At 36.6% G+C, this 19693-nt stretch carries 13 protein-coding genes and 1 riboswitch; of the genes, 9 read left to right on the forward strand and 4 right to left on the reverse strand.

Going from position 1 to position 19693, the window contains the following annotated elements:
• Positions 1 to 190: 190 nt before the first annotated feature.
• Positions 191 to 1045 (reverse strand): Cbp1 family collagen-binding glycoprotein adhesin, encoded by an 855-nt coding sequence (locus EV201_RS13545; RefSeq protein WP_130308186.1) that lies wholly within the window; start codon positions 1043 to 1045, stop codon positions 191 to 193.
• 297 nt (positions 1046 to 1342) lie between these two features.
• Here EV201_RS13545 and EV201_RS13550 point away from each other — a divergent pair, with 297 nt between their 5' ends.
• Positions 1343 to 3874: an ATP-binding protein gene (locus EV201_RS13550; RefSeq protein WP_130308187.1), complete on the forward strand. Its 2532-nt coding sequence runs from the start codon at positions 1343 to 1345 to the stop codon at positions 3872 to 3874.
• Here the strand turns inward: EV201_RS13550 and EV201_RS13555 are convergent.
• Entirely contained in the window at positions 3871 to 5205 is a 1335-nt protein-coding gene (locus tag EV201_RS13555; protein ID WP_130308188.1) for a sigma-54-dependent transcriptional regulator, read from the reverse strand. The genes EV201_RS13550 and EV201_RS13555 overlap by 4 nt on opposite strands.
• A gap of 240 nt (positions 5206 to 5445) precedes the next feature.
• A riboswitch (cobalamin riboswitch) is annotated at positions 5446 to 5644 on the reverse strand.
• Between the two features lie 44 nt (positions 5645 to 5688).
• Complete coding sequence (locus EV201_RS13560; protein WP_130308189.1) at positions 5689 to 8064, reverse strand: transglycosylase domain-containing protein; 2376 nt, start codon at positions 8062 to 8064, stop codon at positions 5689 to 5691.
• 219 nt (positions 8065 to 8283) lie between these two features.
• Here EV201_RS13560 and topA point away from each other — a divergent pair, with 219 nt between their 5' ends.
• The 6 genes from topA (at position 8284) to porN (ending at position 16804) form a co-directional block, all read left to right on the forward strand.
• Positions 8284 to 10710, forward strand: a complete 2427-nt coding sequence (gene topA / locus EV201_RS13565; RefSeq protein ID WP_130308190.1) for a type I DNA topoisomerase — start codon at positions 8284 to 8286, stop codon at positions 10708 to 10710.
• Between the two features lie 258 nt (positions 10711 to 10968).
• Positions 10969 to 11886: a PorP/SprF family type IX secretion system membrane protein gene (locus tag EV201_RS13570; protein WP_130308191.1), complete on the forward strand. Its 918-nt coding sequence runs from the start codon at positions 10969 to 10971 to the stop codon at positions 11884 to 11886.
• A gap of 44 nt (positions 11887 to 11930) precedes the next feature.
• A complete protein-coding gene (porK, locus tag EV201_RS13575) occupies positions 11931 to 13265 on the forward strand; it encodes a T9SS ring complex lipoprotein PorK/GldK (protein WP_130308192.1) in 1335 nt (444 codons plus the stop codon).
• A gap of 32 nt (positions 13266 to 13297) precedes the next feature.
• Positions 13298 to 14245, forward strand: a complete 948-nt coding sequence (gene porL, locus EV201_RS13580; protein ID WP_130308193.1) for a type IX secretion system motor protein PorL/GldL — start codon at positions 13298 to 13300, stop codon at positions 14243 to 14245.
• A 30-nt stretch (positions 14246 to 14275) separates the two neighbouring features.
• Positions 14276 to 15829: a type IX secretion system motor protein PorM/GldM gene (porM, locus tag EV201_RS13585; protein ID WP_130308194.1), complete on the forward strand. Its 1554-nt coding sequence runs from the start codon at positions 14276 to 14278 to the stop codon at positions 15827 to 15829.
• Positions 15830 to 15955: 126 nt separating this feature from the next.
• Positions 15956 to 16804 (forward strand): type IX secretion system ring subunit PorN/GldN, encoded by an 849-nt coding sequence (gene porN / locus EV201_RS13590; protein WP_130308195.1) that lies wholly within the window; start codon positions 15956 to 15958, stop codon positions 16802 to 16804.
• A gap of 49 nt (positions 16805 to 16853) precedes the next feature.
• Here the strand turns inward: porN and EV201_RS13595 are convergent, their stop codons facing one another.
• Positions 16854 to 17936: a mannose-1-phosphate guanylyltransferase gene (locus EV201_RS13595; protein ID WP_130308196.1), complete on the reverse strand. Its 1083-nt coding sequence runs from the start codon at positions 17934 to 17936 to the stop codon at positions 16854 to 16856.
• Positions 17937 to 18113: 177 nt separating this feature from the next.
• On the opposite strand from EV201_RS13595, the gene EV201_RS13600 reads away from it, so the two are divergent.
• Positions 18114 to 18854: an MlaE family ABC transporter permease gene (locus tag EV201_RS13600; RefSeq protein WP_130308197.1), complete on the forward strand. Its 741-nt coding sequence runs from the start codon at positions 18114 to 18116 to the stop codon at positions 18852 to 18854.
• Positions 18851 to 19603, forward strand: coding sequence for an ABC transporter ATP-binding protein (locus tag EV201_RS13605; protein WP_130308198.1), 753 nt, complete (start codon positions 18851 to 18853; stop codon positions 19601 to 19603). The genes EV201_RS13600 and EV201_RS13605 overlap by 4 nt, the downstream gene beginning before the upstream one ends.
• Positions 19604 to 19693 lie beyond the last annotated feature (90 nt).

Consider the following 19693-nt stretch of genomic DNA (forward strand, 5'->3'; position numbering starts at 1 on the left):
AGTATTTCCCCTATTGTATATTGGGGTGAGCTAGTTGAAATAAACTGTGGAATAATTCCACAGTGTTGTGGTGCGATTACTCAATTATGTAAGGAATTTATTTTACTGAAAGCACCAAATATGTTAGAAAAGAAGAAAGGTCATCAGAAAGAATAACCTTTCATTATACTTAGCTTACATTAAAATTCGACTAGCGTACTCTAACAACAAGATATTTTGAAGATGCCCAGAATTGTTCAGCATCAATAATGGTTAATCCTTTGCCCGCTTCAAATTTATATGAACTCAATGGGTGAGTTGTAATCACGTCTGCTTTTTCACCTTCAATTGGAATCAAAGCGATCTCTCTTTTATCAACTTGATTGAATACTTTTGTATCAAAGTTTTCATTTAAGACAGTTGCTGAAGCAATACCCAAAATACCACCTTTTTTTGAAACAATGTTTTTGGCTTTCAAATCAGAGCTTGAACCAACTACATAATACACTGTGTTTAGGTTGTTTGTCTTCTCTTCGATGATTTTAGCTTTTTCTTGGTTTTCAGTACTTAAATCATTAACAGTCGTATTTAGATTTGAGACATCTGTAGTCAAGCCTTCAACTTTGATATTTAAATTTGCAACCTGCTCTTTCATTGTAACAATATCTGCTTCTTTTTTAGCAATATCAGCTTTTAATCGATTGGTCAGTTTTCTTAACTTCGAGTTCTTGTACCAACTGTTTTTAAGTTTCTTATCCAAATCGGCAATGTTCAAGCGATTCTGTTCAAGAATATCGTTGATGGAAGTAAGCGTACTTGCAATCTTTTGCTTTTGTGATTGATCCGGGTTTTCTGAATTAACAGTTACGATTTTTTCTTTTTCTCTGATGATATCCAGGTTTTCCTCTATAGAATTCAAGCTTGCTATAAAATCATTAATGGCCACCTCTTTTTCGTTAGCTGTTTTTGTCAGAAGTTGATTCTGTTCTTTAAGTTGCTTAATCTCTTTTTGATTACAAGCAACAAAAAAAGGCAGGATTAATAAGGCAATAAAAATACGTTTCATCTTTTTTAGTTCTTTAATTATGTGATTCGAGTTATTTTCTGCGATTTGTATTGTAAATACTGTGCCAAAAGCGAAACAGTCCGTTGTTTTTATTCCATATTTGACTGTAAAAACCTGAATATCTGTGTGTAGTTTGAGTTGTTGTAGTTGTGTTGGTTAATTTTAAGCGAAGAAGATGGCGAACAAGTGGGGAATATTTATCCAAAACTGAGGGAGAAATCCTCAATTGTGAATTTTTAACAGCTGTTTATTTATAAAATCCTCTAAATTTGTAGTTTACAAACAGAGACTACCCTTATGGTAAAATCAAAGGATCAACATATCAGACTTAAAGTGATAGCCGGTTATCTGGTATTGCTGATAGCTATTGTAAGTGCTGGACTCATTGGTCAATCAAGCTATGAGAGATTGATGCATTCGGTTTCTTTACTTTCAAAGCCTGATGCTGAGATTTCCCGAATGAATCATCTGCTTACCGATTTGTCTGAAGCTGAGAATCATATACGGGTTTATTCGTTGACGAAAAAAGATCAGTATTTAAATCTGTTTGGCGAGAAGGTTGAGTCTATAAAAAACGAATTGGATTCTTTGCGTTTAAGCAATATTAAGAACACGCATTCTATACAGATGATTGATTCAATGATCTATTTGATTGGTGTTCGATCTAAAAAGTTGAATGAGTTTGCAAAGATTAAAAAAGCAAAGGAAGGCATCAACTATACAGAACAAGCCCTGAAAGAATTGAGTGATGCTTCGCAGTATTCCCGAACGCAGTTTGAGAGTTCAATTACAAAACGAACCATCGTTGACACCATAAAAAAGATCAAGAAAAAAATAGACAAACCCAAGAGCTTTCTTGGAATTCGATTCGGTAAGACAAAGGAGTCTAAATATGAGGTGGTCGACCGAGTGATTGAACGTCAGGAAGTGGGAATTGACAGCAGTTATATTTTAAAGCAAGATAGCTTATTCAATAGTTTTAAAGAAGAACTTGAATCTTCTCGAAAAAAGGAGAGGCAGACCAGAGAAAGGCTGATGCATGAAGAGTTGAAGTTGGTTGACGAGAATTCTATTATTCTGCAAAAGGTGAAAAAATTGCTGAATGAGCTCGAAAAGCAACAGATTAGGGATATCAATAAAGAGGTCGCTCAAACTGAGGAAATAGCTCAGGATTCAATAGTAATGATCACAATTGTAATTATTATTGGCTTTATTTTTGGTGTCTTGTTTATTTTGTTCACCCTTCTGGACCTTTCAAAATCTGATTATTTAAAGAGACAGCTAATGCTTGCAAAGGCCAAAGCTGAAAAGTTGGCTAAGGTAAAAGAAGAGTTTTTGGCATCTATGACTCATGAGATTAGAACGCCTTTAAATGCCTTGATTGGTTTCTCGCGTCAGCTCGAAAAAACGGAAATGAATGCGGAGCAAACGAAATATGTTGAGGTTATAGAGAACTCCTCCAATCATCTTCTCGGTTTGGTAAATGATATACTTGATTTTGCTAAAATTGAAGCTGGTAAACTTGTTATTGAGGCCCGGAATTTTGAGCCTAAAAAATTGATTCATGAGGTTTATTATCTCTTAAGCGATTCTGCTCAAAAGAAAAATCTGGATTTTTCATGGGAATACGAAGGAGAAGAGAAGCATTTCTTTGTGAGTGATCCATTTCGTTTAAAACAAATTCTATTGAATTTAGGTTCGAATGCAATAAAATTTACCGAGAAAGGCTCAGTGAAAATTAAGGCTGTTATGGAATCTGAAGGGGCTAAGTACAAACTTAAGGTCAGATTAATTGATACTGGTATCGGAATTTCATCTGATAAATTGGAGCATGTGTTTGAAGATTTTAGTCAGGCAGAATCCTTTTCAGCGAGAAAATATGGTGGAACCGGTTTGGGCCTTTCTATCAGTAGGCGTTTGGCTCGAATGCTAGGAGGAGATCTAACCGTGAATAGCGAATTAGATAAAGGATCTGAATTTTGTTTGGACCTTCCGATAGAAATGGGGGAGGTTATTACAGACGAATCCGTACTGAAGCAGATCAGTAAGGTACCAGAGATGCTTAAGCTGAAGAAGATTCTGATAGCAGAAGATGATGAATACAGTTCGCTTTTAATGCGAACCGTTTTTAAAGGATGGGGATTGGAACCGACCTTTGTTAATAATGGATTAAAGGCTCTTGAGTGTTTGAAAGAATCTGCCTACGATATCTTATTGACAGATATACACATGCCGGAAATGGGAGGTGTAGAGCTAAGTCGTAATATCCGGAATGATTTGAAGTCTGATATGCCGATTATTGCTTTAACGGCCAATGTTCGTCAGGTCGATTTGGATAAATACATAAAGGAGGGCATGTCAGCTTATTTGTTGAAACCTTTTGATGAATCCGTCTTGTTGGAGATACTTTGTGAGCAATTGAATATCGATCTTGAGATGAATGAGATTGAAGAGGTGCCGTCTACTAAAGAAGCCCAGCATTTATTATTTGATTTATCGGAGATAGAAAAATTTACTGCATCAGACCCAATACTCATCGATCAGGTACTTTCCAGTTTTGTTCGTATTGCAAAAGAAAGCTTGTTGCTTCTAAAGAAAGCGAGCGAAGAAGAAAACTATATTCAGCTTGGCGAAGTTGCTCACAGAATGCTAAGTTCCTATCGACAGCTTAAGATAGACTCTGCCAGTGAAATTCTACTTGAGTTAGAAAAAATGATTCATCAGGAAGATACCAATTACTCGAATATTGACGAGCTGAACGCAGCCATAGCTCAGCTTGAAGAAATTTCGAATGAGGTGTTTGATCAAATCAATGAGTTGAAGAATTAGCCTTCAATACCATATTGCTTCATTTTTGTGTAAAGCGTTTTTCTGTCGATATTGAGTAAACGGGCTGCTTTCGATTTATTATTATTGACTTCTTTAAGGGTATTTATAATCTTATCTCTCTCAGTTGAAGCCTGAAGCAGTTTAAGATCCGTCGTACTATTATCTACACTTGATGTTTCCTGATAATGCAAAATTTCAGGAGGTAGAGCTGATGTTTCAACACGTTCACCAGTACTTAAAAGAAGGGCTCTGCGAATCACATTCCTAAGTTCACGTAAATTTCCTGGCCAATTGTAAGCTTTGAGTTTCTGAATAAATTCTTCAGAAAATTCGGTGATATTTTTATTCAGTTCCTGATTTGAAAGTTGAAGGAAATTATCGGCAAACAGTTTGATGTCTTCTTTTCGATCACGCAGAGCAGGAACCGATATTTTGAATTCGTTCAAACGGTGATAAAGATCTTCTCTGAAATTTGAATTATTCACTTCTTTAATCAGGTCTTCGTTGGTGGCAACAAGAATTCGAACATCTGTATCGATATCATCATTGCTTCCCAGTTGTCTGATTTTTCTTTCTTGTATAGCTCTTAAAAGTTTGATCTGAATTTCGTAGGACAGATTTCCTATCTCATCTAAGAAGAGAGTTCCACCTTTAGCATGTTCGAATTGCCCTTTTTTATCAGAGATAGCGCCGGTAAAAGCACCTTTGTTATGTCCGAAAAGCTCACTTCCGGCTAATTCGTTTGATAAAGCCCCACAGTCTACAGCGACAAAGTTCTTATCTTTTCGAGCACTAGCTTCATGAATTCTTCGGGCAACAATCTCTTTTCCAGTTCCACTTTCGCCCTCAATAATGACGGACATATCAGTAGGAGCAACCAAATTGATATATTGATCGATTTGGACTGAATTTGGACTTTTCCCACGAATAAATTCAATTTTCTTAACCTTATCAACTTTCTCTACAGTTTTAGATTTCTCGATTGCAGACTTGATAAGCACCAGAATTTCTTCAGGATTAAGAGGTTTTGTAACGTATTCGTAAGCCCCTAGTTTGATGGCATTCACAGCGGTTCGAATTTCAGCATAAGAGGTCATGATAATGACCGGGATGTGCGGATTCAGGCTTTTTATCTGCTTGAGAAGATCAAGACCATTGATGTCAGGTAGACGAAAATCACTAATGACTAAATTGGCCTTAAAGCTGCTAAATTTTTTTAATCCTTCATTGGCTGAAAAGGCGATTTCTGTTTCGTAACCCTTTTTGTTGAGAAGGCCTTGAAGCATAATGCAGATCGTAGGATCATCGTCTATAATGAGGATTTTATTCATAATGAGCTTCTGGTGATGCTTAACTGAGATAGTTAATTTAAACAAAATTAATTAAAAAGCTTTGACGGAATACTATGAGTTCGAAAAAAAAATAAAGGATTGTAAGCTTGCTTGAGCAATTTTACAATCCTTATAACAGTTACTTATGAATTTTCACGAGCGTATCTATGGCAAAGATCCGCTCTGCTTGCGTCAAAAAGTGAAAGGTTATAGCGACTTTCTGCTTTTCTTACCCGAAAGCTAAACTCATGATTATAGGCAGGTCTTCTGGCTTATCTCAATTTTGAACACCTTCCCGTCCACCTCAGCAGACAGTGGTCTTTTGTTCAAAATCTGGATTCGAACTGTGTCGAACCGAGAAATACAGCTGCGGGGACAGCTCCTGTTTTTAACAGGATTCCCTATTATTCCTTTCGGAACCCAAATCGTTCTGCAAGTTTAAACAAAAATAGATAAACCGCCAATTATTCCAGAAGACTGATTTTAAAAGAAATCCTCTTCTTCATTTTGGATTAAACCTTTATTCCTCGGGTTGTTAGATTGAGTGTCACAATCAAGATCAATATTGAAACCTTCTGGCTTTTCAAAATCACCTTTTGAAATATTTAAGCTTTCATCAGCATATACTTTTTGCATATAAAGGCCCCAAATTGGGAGAGCCATATTGGCACCTTGACCCAAGCTAATCCCTTCAAAGTGGATGGCTCTGTCTTCGGCACCAACCCAAACACCCGAAACAAGATTAGGTGTAACGCCCATAAACCAGCCATCGGAATGGTTCTGTGTTGTTCCCGTTTTACCACCTATTGGATTGTATAAATTGTATTTCCAGCCAAGACGTCTACCGGTACCTTGTTTGACGACACCTTTAAGTAAATTGGTCATTAGGTAAGCCGTTTTGGCACTCATCACCTCATGCTTCTGCGGTATAGAGTGAGCAACCTCGTTTCCTCTGCTGTCTTCTATTTTTGAAATAAAACGCGGTTTAATATAAACCCCTTTATTGGCATAAGTGGCATAGGCGCCTACCATTTCGCGGACAGTAATTTCAGATGTTCCCAGAAAGACAGAAGGAACCGGGTCGATTCGACTAATAATACCCATTTTCTTCGCCATATTAACAACGGTTTGTGGTTTGAATTGTTTCAGCACCCAACCGGATATATTATTGACTGAATGGGCAAGGCCCCACTTTAGGGTTACCATCTCTCCTGTTCTTGCACTTGTTGAGTTTCTTGATGTCCATGATGTGCCGTCGCCCATATCGAAGGTTTGTGCAATATTCGGCACCTTATCACAAGGGGTTAAGCCTTCTTGCATGGCTACAGTGTATAAGAATGGTTTAATAATAGAACCAACCTGACGCTTACCAAGGGTCACCATGTCATACATAAAGTGTTTGTAGTTAGGGCCTCCCACATAAGCTCTGACTTCACCTGTCTGAGGAACCATTGACATAAAACCAGCTCTAAGAAACCCTTTATAATATAACATCGAATCTATAGGAGAGAGTATGGTATCACGTTCTCCCTGCCATGTGAAGATTCTCATTTCAGTTGGTGTTGCAAAAATGTTTTTAATTGAATCAAGCGAAATCCCTTTGTTTTTCAAAACGCGATACCTTTCACTTCTTTTCATTGATAAAGTCAAATTGTTTTCGACAGCGTCGTCGTCTAAATCATCGGAGAAAGGTGGATTTTTGTGATTTTTTTTCTCATTATCGAATGCTGCTTGCAGATCAAGACCTAAATGTTCTTTTACAGCTTGTTCGGCGTACTTTTGCATGCGAGAATCAATGGTGGTATAGATTTTCAGACCATCCTTATAAATATTGTATGGCTGGCCATCAGCTTTTGTGTTTTTATTACACCAGCCGTAAAATGGATTATTCTTCCACTCTAATGAATCTTCAATAAATCGTTGCTGATTCCAAGAGGGATAATTTTCTCTTTCTGGTTTTTTGGCTGTAAGTGAAGTTCTCAAATATTCCCTAAAATATGGTGCACTCCCCCTTCGGTGGTCAACTTTTTGATAATCGAGACCAAGAGGAAGTAGTTTTAAAGAATCGTATTGTTGCTGACTTAGATAATTGTATTTTACCATTTGGCTTAAAACCACATTACGTCTATCGAGAGTTAATTCCGGTCGACGAAGAGGATTGAAGTAAGACGAGTTTTTAGCCATACCAACCAACATAGCCGATTGTTCAATTTTAAGTGAATCAGGAGTTGTATTAAAATAAACATGAGCAGCAGATTTTACTCCCACAGCCAAATTTAAGAAGTCATATTTATTTAAATACATGGTAAGGATTTCTTCCTTGGTATAACTCCTCTCAAGTTTAACACTGATAACCCATTCCCGAAATTTTCTGAAGACGATATCTAATTTGTTGCTGAATTGCTCTCTTGGAAAAAGCATTTTAGCTAATTGTTGAGATAGAGTACTTCCTCCCCCTGCATTTTTGTTTGCCGTTACAAGTCCTTTGGCAACTCGAGCCAGACCAATTAAATCGATACCTGAATGATCGTAGAAACGGACATCTTCAGTGGCAACAAGAGCGTGGACCATATCCGGCGATAGCTCATCGTATTTCACAAAACTTCTGTTTTGGAAATAGAATTTCCCGAGAAGCACTTTGTCTGCGGAATAGATTTCGGTGGCTAAACTATTTTTTGGATTCTCAAGTTCTTCAAAACTTGGCATAAAACCAAAGGTTCCGTTTGAGATACCCATAAATAAAAAGAATACACTTAGTACTACAGATGAGAACAGAGCCCAAAATGCAATGATGTATTTTTTGAAATTTTTAGATCCCTTATTTTTTTTATCTGTTTTGTTAAGATCTGACTCAGTCATATTATCTAATATTATTTGATGTTTGGCTTTGTTTGTGTACAATTGGTTTGTAAAAATAGTAAATAAAACAACAACTCGAATGGGTAAGTTTTGCCTTAAAATAAGCCACCTAAAATGAGAGGTTTTGAAAATTAGTATCATAAAATTTGGAACTTAGGGCGCATATGTTTTTACTTTGCACAAAATTTTAGAGCACGATTTTCCATAAATAGTGATGCAATGGTAGAGAATTTAGTTATTGTTGAGTCCCCTGCAAAGGCGAAAACAATTGAGAAGTTTTTAGGAGAGAGTTTTCTTGTAAAGTCCAGTTTTGGGCATATCAGAGACCTTGACAAGAAGGATTTTGGTATTGATATCAAGAACAACTTCACCCCGAAATATATTGTTTCGACGGACAAAAAGAAAGTTGTAACAGAACTAAAGAAGTTGGCGAAGGATGCGAAGACCGTATGGATTGCTTCCGATGAGGACCGCGAGGGAGAGGCTATTGCCTGGCACTTGTTTGAGGAACTTAGATTAAAAAAAGAGAATACAAAACGTATTGTATTTCATGAAATTACCAAGGAAGCGATTCTGAATGCTGTGGAGAATCCACGTCAGATTGATGATAACTTGGTAAATGCACAACAAGCTCGTCGAATTCTTGATCGACTTGTAGGTTTTGAGATTTCACCGGTTTTGTGGAAGAAGGTAAAGCCTTCTTTATCTGCAGGACGTGTGCAGTCTGTGGCTGTTCGATTGATAGTTGAGCGAGAACGTGAGATCATTGCTTTCAAATCGAAATCATTTTTTAAGGTTGTTGCGCACTTCTTAGTGACTGATAAAGATGGTTCTAAGAAAATTTTAAAATCAGAATTGCCTAAACGATTCGATACAAAAGAAGAAACCCTTCTGTTTTTGGAATCTTGTAAAAATGCAGAATATCATATTGATGATATTGTGAAGAAACCTTCGTTAAGAAAGCCAGCTGCACCTTTTACAACATCAACATTACAGCAAGAAGCTAGCCGTAAATTAGGATTTTCTGTATCGCAAACAATGACAGTTGCTCAGCGTCTGTACGAAGCGGGGAATATTACTTATATGAGAACAGACTCTGTAAATTTATCAGAATCTGCTTTGAAAACGGCTAAAGAAGAAATTACACGTTTACATGGTGCTGACTATGTAAAGATTAGAAAATACAGTACAAAAAGTAAAGGTGCTCAGGAGGCTCACGAGGCCATTCGTCCAACATACCTTAATAAGGAACATGTAGAGGGAGAATCGAATGAGAAGCGTCTTTACGATTTGATTTGGAAGCGAACAATTGCTTCTCAAATGAGCGACGCTAAACTTGAGAAAACAAATATCAAAATCAGTATTTCAACAAATGAAGAAAAATTTGTTGCAACTGGAGAGATGATTAAGTTCGAAGGTTTCCTAAAAGTTTATCTGGAGTCAACTGACGATGAGGAACAAAAGCAGGAAGAATCACTTCTTCCACAGGTAAGTGTGGGTGATAAACTTGAGAATGAATTTATCAAGGCCGTTCAAAATTTTACGCTTCGTCCTCCACGATACACTGAGGCAAGTTTGGTTAAAAAGCTTGAGGATTTGGGAATTGGTCGTCCGTCAACTTATGCACCAACAATTACGACAGTTCAAAACCGAGGCTATGTGGTTAAAGAATCTCGTGATGGTGTTCAACGTCAGTATGAAGTTCTTAATTTGGTTGATAATAATATAAATGAAGAGCTGAATACTCAAACCACCGGTGCAGAGAATAAAAAATTGTTTCCTTCAGATATTGGAATGGTTGTGACCGACTTCCTTATCAAGCATTTCTCAAATATCATGAATTATAATTTTACTGCTGAAGTAGAAAAAGAGTTCGATGAGATTGCTTTGGGGAATTCGATATGGTATGAGATGATAGGAAAGTTCTATTTCCCATTCCATGAAAACGTTGAGAAAACAATAGAAAATTCAGAGCGCTCAACAGGAGAGCGAATTTTAGGAGAAGATCCTAAAACCGGTAAGGTTATTTTGGTACGTATTGGTCGTTACGGTCCCATGGCTCAACTTGGTGAAAGTGCTGAGGGAGACGAGGAAAAACCAAAGTTTGCCAGTTTAAGAACAGGTCAGCACCTGGAGACAATAACCTTAGAAGAAGCGATCGATTTATTTAAACTGCCTAGAGATTTGGGGCATTACGAAGATAAAAAAGTTGTTGTAGCTATTGGCCGATTTGGCCCCTATGTTCGTCACGATGGTAAATTTGCATCCTTACACAAGGATGTTGATGATCCAATGACGATTGATTTAGATCGCGCTATAGTTTTGATTGAAGAGAAGCGTGAAAAAGATCGCCTTAAGCATATTAAGTCTTTTGAAGAGGATGCAGAACTTCAAATATTGAACGGGAGATGGGGCCCATATATTTCTTATCAAAAAGAAAACTACAGATTAGCTAAGGATATCGATCCTAAGTCTCTCTCTTATGAAGACTGTTTGAAGATTATTAAGGAAGGTCCTCAAAAGAAGAAAAAAACAGTTGCTAAAAAAACAACAGTGGCTAAGAAAAAAGCACCAGCCAAGAAGAAAGCTACCACTAAAAAGGCGACAACAACAAAGAAAAAGGCTAGTGTAAAAAAGATTGAATAAAAATTTTGAGCAAAAGTTTTTACGAAAAAAGAATCCTCTGATGTATTTCAGAGGGTTCTTTTTTTTTGAAATTGTTTGTGAATCAATATGATGATTTTCTAAATAGTTGTAATTTTATAGGAAGCTTGTTTAAATGTGAGACATGTGTTTTGTTTGACTAATGGCCCTTCTACTTTGATGAAGCTTGTATAAGATGAATATTATTGCTTACTTTACGACAAACCAGATTACCATTAGTATTGAATCTGTTTCTAATTTATGAGAAAAATATTTTTCATTATACTGGCTGTCGGGATTAGTTTAGTATCAAAAGCTCAGCAGGATCCTCAGTTCAGTCAGAATATGTATAATTTGCTCACTTTTAACCCTGCATTTGCAGGAGTTGGTGATGAAATGACTGGGTCTGTTATCAATCGCCAACAATGGATGGGATTTGAAAACGCACCTGTTTCTACTGCCTTTAATGGAAATGTTCCATTAAGAGTTGGGAGCAGAATGCATGGTTTAGGTCTGACTGTAATGAGTGACAAATTGGGGTTTGAAAATAAAACAACGATTAAGTTTCAGTATGCTTATCAATTTAAAATATTGAATGGTATTTTAAATGCAGGTTTGAGCCTTGGATTGCAAAATAATGCTTTGAATGGGAAATGGGATGCTAATGATGAAAATGATCCTATCTTAAATGGGGGGAGTACAGATGCAAGTGAGATGGTTTTTGATGCAGGCTTGGGTTTTTATTATCGAAGTAAAACATTATATTTAGGAGCATCATCAACACATATTAATAAGCCAAACGTGGCTTATAATGAAAAAAATAAAATATATCTGTATCGACATTATTATATCATGGGAGGTTATAAGTATGTATTAACCAATCAAATTGATATTATTCCATCTTTTTTCTTTAAAACCGATGGTAGAATGTCTCAGTATGATATCAATACAAATGTTGTATACAATAAAAAATACCGTAGTGGCGTTTCCTATAGAGTAGACGACGCTATTGTTTTTTTAGCCGGGATTCTGTTGAAAAATGGATTAGACATTGGTATTGCTTACGATGTGTCTGTATCAGATATCAAAAAGCCTTCACTTGAATTTATGTTGGCTTATCATTTTACACCGAGTCTAATTAAGCGTAAGCAGAAATATAAGAGTATTCGCTTTTTGTAGTAGAAATGTATTAAAAATCAGTGCATAGCACGAATCATAGAGTTATGAATAAACTTGTTGTATTTATCGGAGTTGTTTTTCTATTAGGATTGTCCAGTTGTATTCGTCGTAACGAAGGTGGCGAATTGGTCGGAGCATCTCATAGAGGGAAATATTTGGAACCCATTCCTCATGGTATGGTGCTTATCCCAAGTGGGAGTTTTACTCAAGGTATTAATGATCAGGATGCAACCTGGGCATTAAATTCTCAATCGAAACGTGTTTCAGTCGGAGCCTTTTGGATGGACGAAACAGAGATTACAAATAATGAGTACCGTCAGTTTGTTGAGTGGGTCCGCGATTCTATCGCCAGAACCAAACTTGGTGAGCAGTTTGATGAGTTCTTAAATACTGAAGACGATAAGGGGAATCTGATTGAGCCCCCAACTTTAAATTGGGACAAAGAAATTGAGTGGGATAACGAAGAGTATTCTGAACTTCTTGATGAGATGTATGTGCCTGAACATGAAAGATTCTCGAGCAGAAAAGAAATTGATGCCCGAAAATTAATCTATTCTTTCCAGTGGGTTGATTTTAAACAAGCCGCACTTTTATCGAATCGTTACAATAGTGAAACCGGAGAATACGAAGGATTAGTCGATGATTACCAGGGTGGACGTAAGAGTATTGAAGACAGATCATCTTTTATCATCAAAGAAAGTTTAAATATTTATCCGGATACCTTAAGTTGGATACACGACTTTACATACTCATATAATGAGCCATTGGCTGAGCAATATTTTTGGCATCCGTCGTTCGATGAATATCCGGTTGTTGGAGTGAGTTGGAAACAAGCTCGTGCTTTTTGTCGTTGGAGAACAGAATTGCATAATTCAGCACTTAGAAAAAATGGAAAGTATTCAGTTCCTGAGTATCGTTTACCCACAGAAACGGAGTGGGAATATGCAGCTCGCGGGGGTATCGCGCTTAATCTTTACCCATGGGGTGGCGATTACACACGTAATGAAAAGGGTTGTTTCCTGGCTAATTTTAAACCATTAAGAGGTAATTATGTCGATGATGGAGGTTTAGTAACACTTCCGGTTGGAACATACGAACCGAATGGATATGGTCTTTACGATATGGCTGGTAATGTAGCTGAATGGACTTCAGCTGTGTATGCAGAATCGGCATACAGCTTTACACACGATATGAATCCAAACTATCAGTATAATGCTTTACCAAATGATCCTCCAGCTCTAAAGAGAAAAGTTGTTAGAGGAGGTTCATGGAAGGACGTTGGATATTTCTTACAATGCGGAGTATCTAGCTATGAATATCAGGATACTGCAAAATCATTTATTGGATTCAGATGTGTTAGAACACGACACATGAAATAATTTCAAAATAAAACTATTCTAAACAATCTATTATGAATATTACCGAATTAGTCGAATCTCCAAGGTGGAAAAGATTTATGGGTTACGTGTATGGTTGGGGTGCGTCTGTCGTTTTATTAGGTGCTCTTTTTAAGATACAACATTGGGCTCATGCGGGTACATTATTAACTGTTGGTATGCTTACCGAGGTTATTATATTTTTCTTTTCGGCTTTTGAGCCACCACACGAAGAACCAGATTGGAGTTTGGTTTATCCTGAACTGATTGGCTTGGATCCTCGTGAAACTTCCGGAGGTCTTAAAGTTGAAGGTTTGGACGAGCTGCAATCATTCCTGGAGAATGTGAGTGTTGATTCGAATAAACTGACTAATTTAAGTCGAGGTTTAGGGAAATTGACTGATGCTGCAGATCGTATATCAGATATTTCAGAAGCAGCTGTAGCGACAGAGGGTTATATTCAAACACTCAGAAATGCTAGCGAATCTGTTGGGGTTCTTTCTGAAACGTATAACTCTTCATCAGCAGAGATTTCGGAATCGGCATCAGAATTAAGTAAATCGTACAATCAATTGGCTTCAGATATTTCAACAAATGGAAAAGTGTTCGCAGGTCGCGTTCAAGAGTCAGGAGATCAGTTATTGAATACATATGAAGATTTTAAGTCCAGTTTAAACGGGAATTTCTCTCATATTTCGGAGAGCGGTAAGAATTATGCCGAATCGATGACCAATTTGAATGAAAAACTATCTTCTTTAAATTCGGTTTTTGAATTGCAGTTGAAGCACTCAAATGAGCAGATTGAAGAAGGTAGACGCGTTCAGGAAAATTTCAATGAAATTGTTCAGAATTTGAATGTGACTCTTGATAACACAAAAGTGTACAGACAGGAAACCGAAGCCTTGAATCAACGCTTATCAGCATTGAATTCCGTTTATGGAAATATGTTGAGCGCTTTGGATATTAGTAAGAATAAAAATTAATTAAGATTAAAAATTTCTATTTGAGCTAATATGGGAGCATCGAATTGTAAAGAGACACCAAGGCAGAAGATGATCGGTATGATGTATTTATTCCTGACAGCAATGTTGGCAATAAATGTATCAAATGAGGTATTGGATGCTTTTACTATAATCGATAACGGTTTAGCGCAAACTGTTCGAACTTTTGAGGATAAGAATAAAATCATTTACAACGACTTTAAAATGGCTTTGGATGCAAATCCAAACAAGGTGCAGTCATCTTGGGATAAGGCTATGGAGATTAGGGAAATGTCGAATGATTTGTGTAAGGAATTACAGAATTATAAAGTTGAACTTGTTAAAATTGCAGACGGACCTGAAGGTCGATTAGATAGTATACAGAAGAAAGATAATATTGATGTTGCTGCCCAGGTGATGATTGTGGGGGGCGAAGGAAAAGTATTAAAGAAACAGATAACAGAATTTAGAGAGCATATTTTAAATTTAATTCCTGCAAAGGATAGTACGTTTAAACATACCATCTCTCAGAACTTGAATACAGCTAATCCTCCAAAGAAAAAGGCGGGAGATCCCGATTACACATGGGAATCATTGCAATTTGCACATATTCCTTTGGTGGGTGCCGTAACGCTTTTATCAAAACTTCAGACGGATATTCGTTCAGTTGAATCGGATGTGGTCAAGTATTTGTTTAATCAGATCGAAGCAGAATCGTTTCCTTTCAATAAGTTGAATGCAGAAGTGATTTCGAAATCGAATTTTGTTTTAAAAGGTGATATGTACGAGGCAGAGGTTTTTTTGGCAGCTGTTGATACAACCCTTAATCCTAAAATAACAATTAAAGGTGGAGGTGAGTTAAAGAATTTTGATCCGATTACCCGACGTGGAATTTACAGGAGAAAGGCTACTGATTTAGGGAAACATTCTTGGGGTGGTGTGGTTTATTACACGTCTCCATCAGGTAATGTAACCTCATATAAGTTTGAGGAAGACTATATTGTTAGTGAACCTCAGGTTGTTGTTTCACCAACGAAGATGAATGTTTTTTATGCTGGTGTTGATAATCCTGTAAGTGTATCGGCTCCGGGTTTTACTGCAGAAAATGTAAGAGCTACCGTTGATAATGGCGTTTTAATTAAAAATGGTAAGGGGTACATTGCAAGACCTAAAGTGGTTGGTAAAGATGCAAACGTGTTGGTTGAGGGAAAAATGGATGGCAAGTGGCGTCCTCTGAAATCAGTAGAGTTTAGAGTTAAACCAATCCCGGATCCGGTAGCAATGGTAGCGGGTAAAAATGGGGGTTCTATTAATAAAAACCTTTTAGCGGTTCAAACGGGTGTTGATGCTGTTATGGATAATTTTGATTTTGATTTGAAATTTAAGATCAAAAGCTTTACCGTATCTACGCAAGTAAAAGGTTTTACAAGAGATGAGAAATCAAATTCAGATTATTTTACGCCTGCACAGGTTAAGTTGTTGAAAAATTTAAGACGTAATCAGAAAGTTTATATTGAGGATATTAAGGCTGCTGGACCAGATGGTTCGATTCGTAATCTTCCTGCAATATCGTTTAGAGTTAAATAATTCTCAACGGAATATTTATAATATTTTCGGTTTATTCTAATTGAGTAAATTGTATTAAAGAAGAAAAGATCGTCAACTCTTAGGATGTGAGTGGCTATCTGCCTTGGACATAAAAATTATTTACGGATGAAAAGGATTGTATTTTTATTAGTCGGTTTAATCTTAATGGGTGGCTTTTCTCAATCAAAAGCACAAACAACTCCAACTAGTATCTATTCTAAGAATCATACTAAGAATGAGAGACCCATTCCATATGCTCACATACGTGAGGCAGATGTCATTTTCTCTAAACTTGTTTGGCGTGAGATAAATCTTCGTGAGAAGATGAATCAGCCTATGTACTATCCAACTCAACCTATGGACGATCGATACAGTTTGATTGATTTATTGATGTTTGGGATAGAGAATGAAGGTCTTACAGCTTATGATACAGATGATGATGAGTTTACAACGCCTATGAGTATTGAAGATATTCGTTCTAAATTTGGTGCGGGTGTTGATACGATTAGACAACCGAATAGAGAGACTGGATTAATGGAAACCAAGATTATTCCCAGATCGATCAGTACAAATGAGGTAACCAAATATCTGGTTAAAGAGCAATGGCTGTTTGATAAACAAAGCTCTACATTGCAAGTTCGAATTATAGGTTTATGTCCGATTCGTGAGTATGTAAAAGATGGAGACTCTGAGCTTGATGGACTTCGTAAAAAGAAAATGTTTTGGGTTTTCTTCCCGGAAGCCCGACCATTGTTAGCAACTCATGAAGTATTTAATCCGTTTAATGATGCCAGACGTTTCTCTTATGATGATTTGTTTATGAAGAGACGTTTTTCAAGCTATATTACTCAGGTTTCAAATGTTCATGATAACCGACGAATTGATTCATATACTGTTGGTCTGCAAACCATGCTGGAATCAGAAAAAATTAAGAATGACCTCTTAAATGTCGAGCAAGACTTTTGGGAATATTAAGATATTAAGCGTTTAAAAAAAGAGGAGCCTTTTGTGGCTCCTCTTTTTTTTAGATAAACTTGTTATTTTTTAAGACTTTAACATCACCAACAAAGGTTTTGATATCCTGTTCATTCTCTTTTTTGCAAATGAGAAGTGTGTCCTGACTGTCTACAATGATATAATCATGAATTCCCTGCACAACAACTAGCTTTTCTTTTGGAACATTGATTAAACAATTCTCAGAGTCGTAAAGCATCACATTATCTCCTTGTATGGCATTCCCAGCTTCATCCTTATCCGATTTGTCGTAGAGTGATCCCCATGTCCCCAAATCAGACCAACCAAAGTCAGAACAGAAGACATATACTTTATCAGATTTTTCAAGAACGCCATAATCAATTGAAATGTTTGGGCATTCAGGATAGATCTTATTGATGAATTTTCTTTCGGAAGCCTCATTTAAACTGTTTGTTCCTAAAGAAAAAAGATTGTCGATATCGGGTAAATAGGTTTTAAATGCAGAGTCAATGGCAGAAAGTGACCAGATGAAAATTCCCGAGTTCCAATAAAAATCGCCTGACTTTATAAAGACATTCGCAAGATCCAGATTCGGTTTTTCTGTAAAAGTTTTAACTTTTGAGATGCCTAAGTCTGCTGCTTTTTTTTCTACTTGGATATAGCCGTATCCCGTTTCTGGTCGATTGGGTTTTAAACCCAAAGTAAGGAGTTTATCTGTCTGATCTACGTAATTCAGCCCTTCGTTTATCACATTTACAAACTCGGTTTCATTTGTTATGAGATGATCGGCAGGAGAAACAATGATTCGAGCATTTGCATCCCGTTGTTTAATTTTATAGTTGGCATAAGCAATGCAGGGCGCAGTGTTTCTCATTAAAGGTTCTAGCAGTATTTGGTCTGCCTTCAGTTGCGGGAGCTGTTTCAGAACCAAATCTTTGTACTGTTCGTTGGTCACAATATAGTAATTCTCAGCAGGACAGATAGAGCTAAACCGCTCAAAAGTCATTTGAATAAGGGTTTTACCTGTACCTAAAATATCGAGAAATTGTTTTGGACTTTTTTGTTTGCTTAATGGCCAGAATCGGGAACCGACACCACCAGCCATAATGACACAGTAATTGTTTGAATTCATCGTTGTGTGTTTTAAGACATTAAGTAAGGATATATTATTGTCTTACTTTCTTTAAAAATACTCATTCAAATAATGATTTCAAACAGAGATTGGAATGTTTTGATTTAATTGGCCTTTTTATCTTTGTAGATGATAATTAAGGGATAATTGTTACTTTTATCATAAAATGTAATTCATATGAGTTTATTTGAAAATATAGGAAAGTATATACTTTTTTTGAGGAGAGTTGTCTCCAGACCTGAGAAAGGTCGCTTATTCTTTGCTCAGATTATCAAAGAGATATATAAGTTGGGGGTTAATTCTGTGGGAATTGTTGTTATTATTTCTGTTTTTATGGGAGCAGTTATAAGTTTGCAAACGGCCTATAATCTTGTAAATCCATTATTACCCGATTATTTAGTGGGTTATACCACCCGGGAATCGATGATTCTTGAATTTTCATCCACTATTGTAGGCTTAATATTGGCAGGAAAGGTGGGGTCTAATATTGCATCTGAAATTGGTTCTATGCGTGTGACCGAGCAGATCGATGCACTTGAGATCATGGGTATTAACTCGGCTTCCTATTTGATTTTTCCAAAGATTATTGCTGCGGTTTTTATCAACCCCTTTTTATATGTTTTAAGTGTTTTTGTTGGTATTATGGGGGGCTTGACGGCCAGTTATATGGCAGGTACAGTTAGTGTTCCTGATTTTATATATGGTGTTCAGGTTGATCTTATTCCCTATTATATAACTTACTCACTAATTAAAACACTCGTTTTTGCTTTTATTATTACTTCAGTTCCGTCATTTTACGGCTATTATGTATCAGGAGGAGCTTTAGAAGTAGGTAAGGCAAGTACCAAGGCGGTTGTCAATAGTAGTATTTTAATCCTACTGGCGAATCTAATTCTCACTCAAATTTTATTGAAATGATAACATTAAAAAATGTCAATAAATCCTTTGGTGAATTGGATGTTTTAAATGATATCTCCATTCAGTTTGAGGCAGGAAAAACCAATCTCATCATCGGACAAAGTGGATCAGGTAAAACGGTTTTATTAAAATCGATTATTGGTTTGCACGATGTGGATACGGGGTATATCTATTATGATGATAGAGATTTTACGAATATGAATTTTCATGATAAGAAAGAGATTCGTAAGGAGATGGGAATGGTTTTTCAGGGAGGTGCACTTTTCGATTCTTTATCTGTTGAAGAAAATGTGCGATTCCCTTTGGATATGTTTTCTGCAATGAGTGAGGATGAGAAGAGGGAACGTATCAGTTTTTGCTTAGAGCGTGTTGATATCAAAAAGGCCGACAAACTCTATCCTGCAGAAATAAGTGGGGGAATGCAGAAACGGGTTGCTATTGCAAGAGCCATTGCTCTTAATCCAAGGTATTTATTCTGCGATGAACCTAATTCAGGGCTCGATCCGGTAACGGCAATTATGATCGATCAACTCATTCAGGAGATTACCAAAGAATATAACATGACGACCATTATCAATACTCACGATATGAATTCGGTGATGGAGATTGGAGAGAAAATCTTATTCATCAATAAAGGGTTGAAAGCCTGGGAAGGTTGTAGTGATGAGATTTTTGATACACAAAACAAAGCCTTAAACAATTTTGTGTTTGCATCCAACCTATTTAAGAAGATCAAGTCGAAGCTTTAGACTTATTTTGTGTTGGGCTGAATCGCTCTGATTTAAATATTTTAAACAAGTTTCTATGAACTGATTTTTTATCTTTGCCTAAGATTAATT

This window comes from Ancylomarina subtilis (genome assembly GCF_004217115.1).
Lineage (GTDB): Bacteria > Bacteroidota > Bacteroidia > Bacteroidales > Marinifilaceae > Ancylomarina > Ancylomarina subtilis.

What these genes read in the sequence shown, in the direction of transcription:
- EV201_RS13545 (WP_130308186.1), bottom strand. Translation starts at nt 1,045, where the DNA reads ATGAAACGTATTTTTATTGCCTTATTAATCCTGCCTTTTTTTGTTGCT.
- EV201_RS13550 (WP_130308187.1), top strand. Translation starts at nt 1,343, where the DNA reads ATGGTAAAATCAAAGGATCAACATATCAGACTTAAAGTGATAGCCGGT.
- EV201_RS13555 (WP_130308188.1), bottom strand. Translation starts at nt 5,205, where the DNA reads ATGAATAAAATCCTCATTATAGACGATGATCCTACGATCTGCATTATG.
- EV201_RS13560 (WP_130308189.1), bottom strand. Translation starts at nt 8,064, where the DNA reads ATGACTGAGTCAGATCTTAACAAAACAGATAAAAAAAATAAGGGATCT.
- topA (WP_130308190.1), top strand. Translation starts at nt 8,284, where the DNA reads ATGGTAGAGAATTTAGTTATTGTTGAGTCCCCTGCAAAGGCGAAAACA.
- EV201_RS13570 (WP_130308191.1), top strand. Translation starts at nt 10,969, where the DNA reads ATGAGAAAAATATTTTTCATTATACTGGCTGTCGGGATTAGTTTAGTA.
- porK (WP_130308192.1), top strand. Translation starts at nt 11,931, where the DNA reads ATGAATAAACTTGTTGTATTTATCGGAGTTGTTTTTCTATTAGGATTG.
- porL (WP_130308193.1), top strand. Translation starts at nt 13,298, where the DNA reads ATGAATATTACCGAATTAGTCGAATCTCCAAGGTGGAAAAGATTTATG.
- porM (WP_130308194.1), top strand. Translation starts at nt 14,276, where the DNA reads ATGGGAGCATCGAATTGTAAAGAGACACCAAGGCAGAAGATGATCGGT.
- porN (WP_130308195.1), top strand. Translation starts at nt 15,956, where the DNA reads ATGAAAAGGATTGTATTTTTATTAGTCGGTTTAATCTTAATGGGTGGC.
- EV201_RS13595 (WP_130308196.1), bottom strand. Translation starts at nt 17,936, where the DNA reads ATGAATTCAAACAATTACTGTGTCATTATGGCTGGTGGTGTCGGTTCC.
- EV201_RS13600 (WP_130308197.1), top strand. Translation starts at nt 18,114, where the DNA reads ATGAGTTTATTTGAAAATATAGGAAAGTATATACTTTTTTTGAGGAGA.
- EV201_RS13605 (WP_130308198.1), top strand. Translation starts at nt 18,851, where the DNA reads ATGATAACATTAAAAAATGTCAATAAATCCTTTGGTGAATTGGATGTT.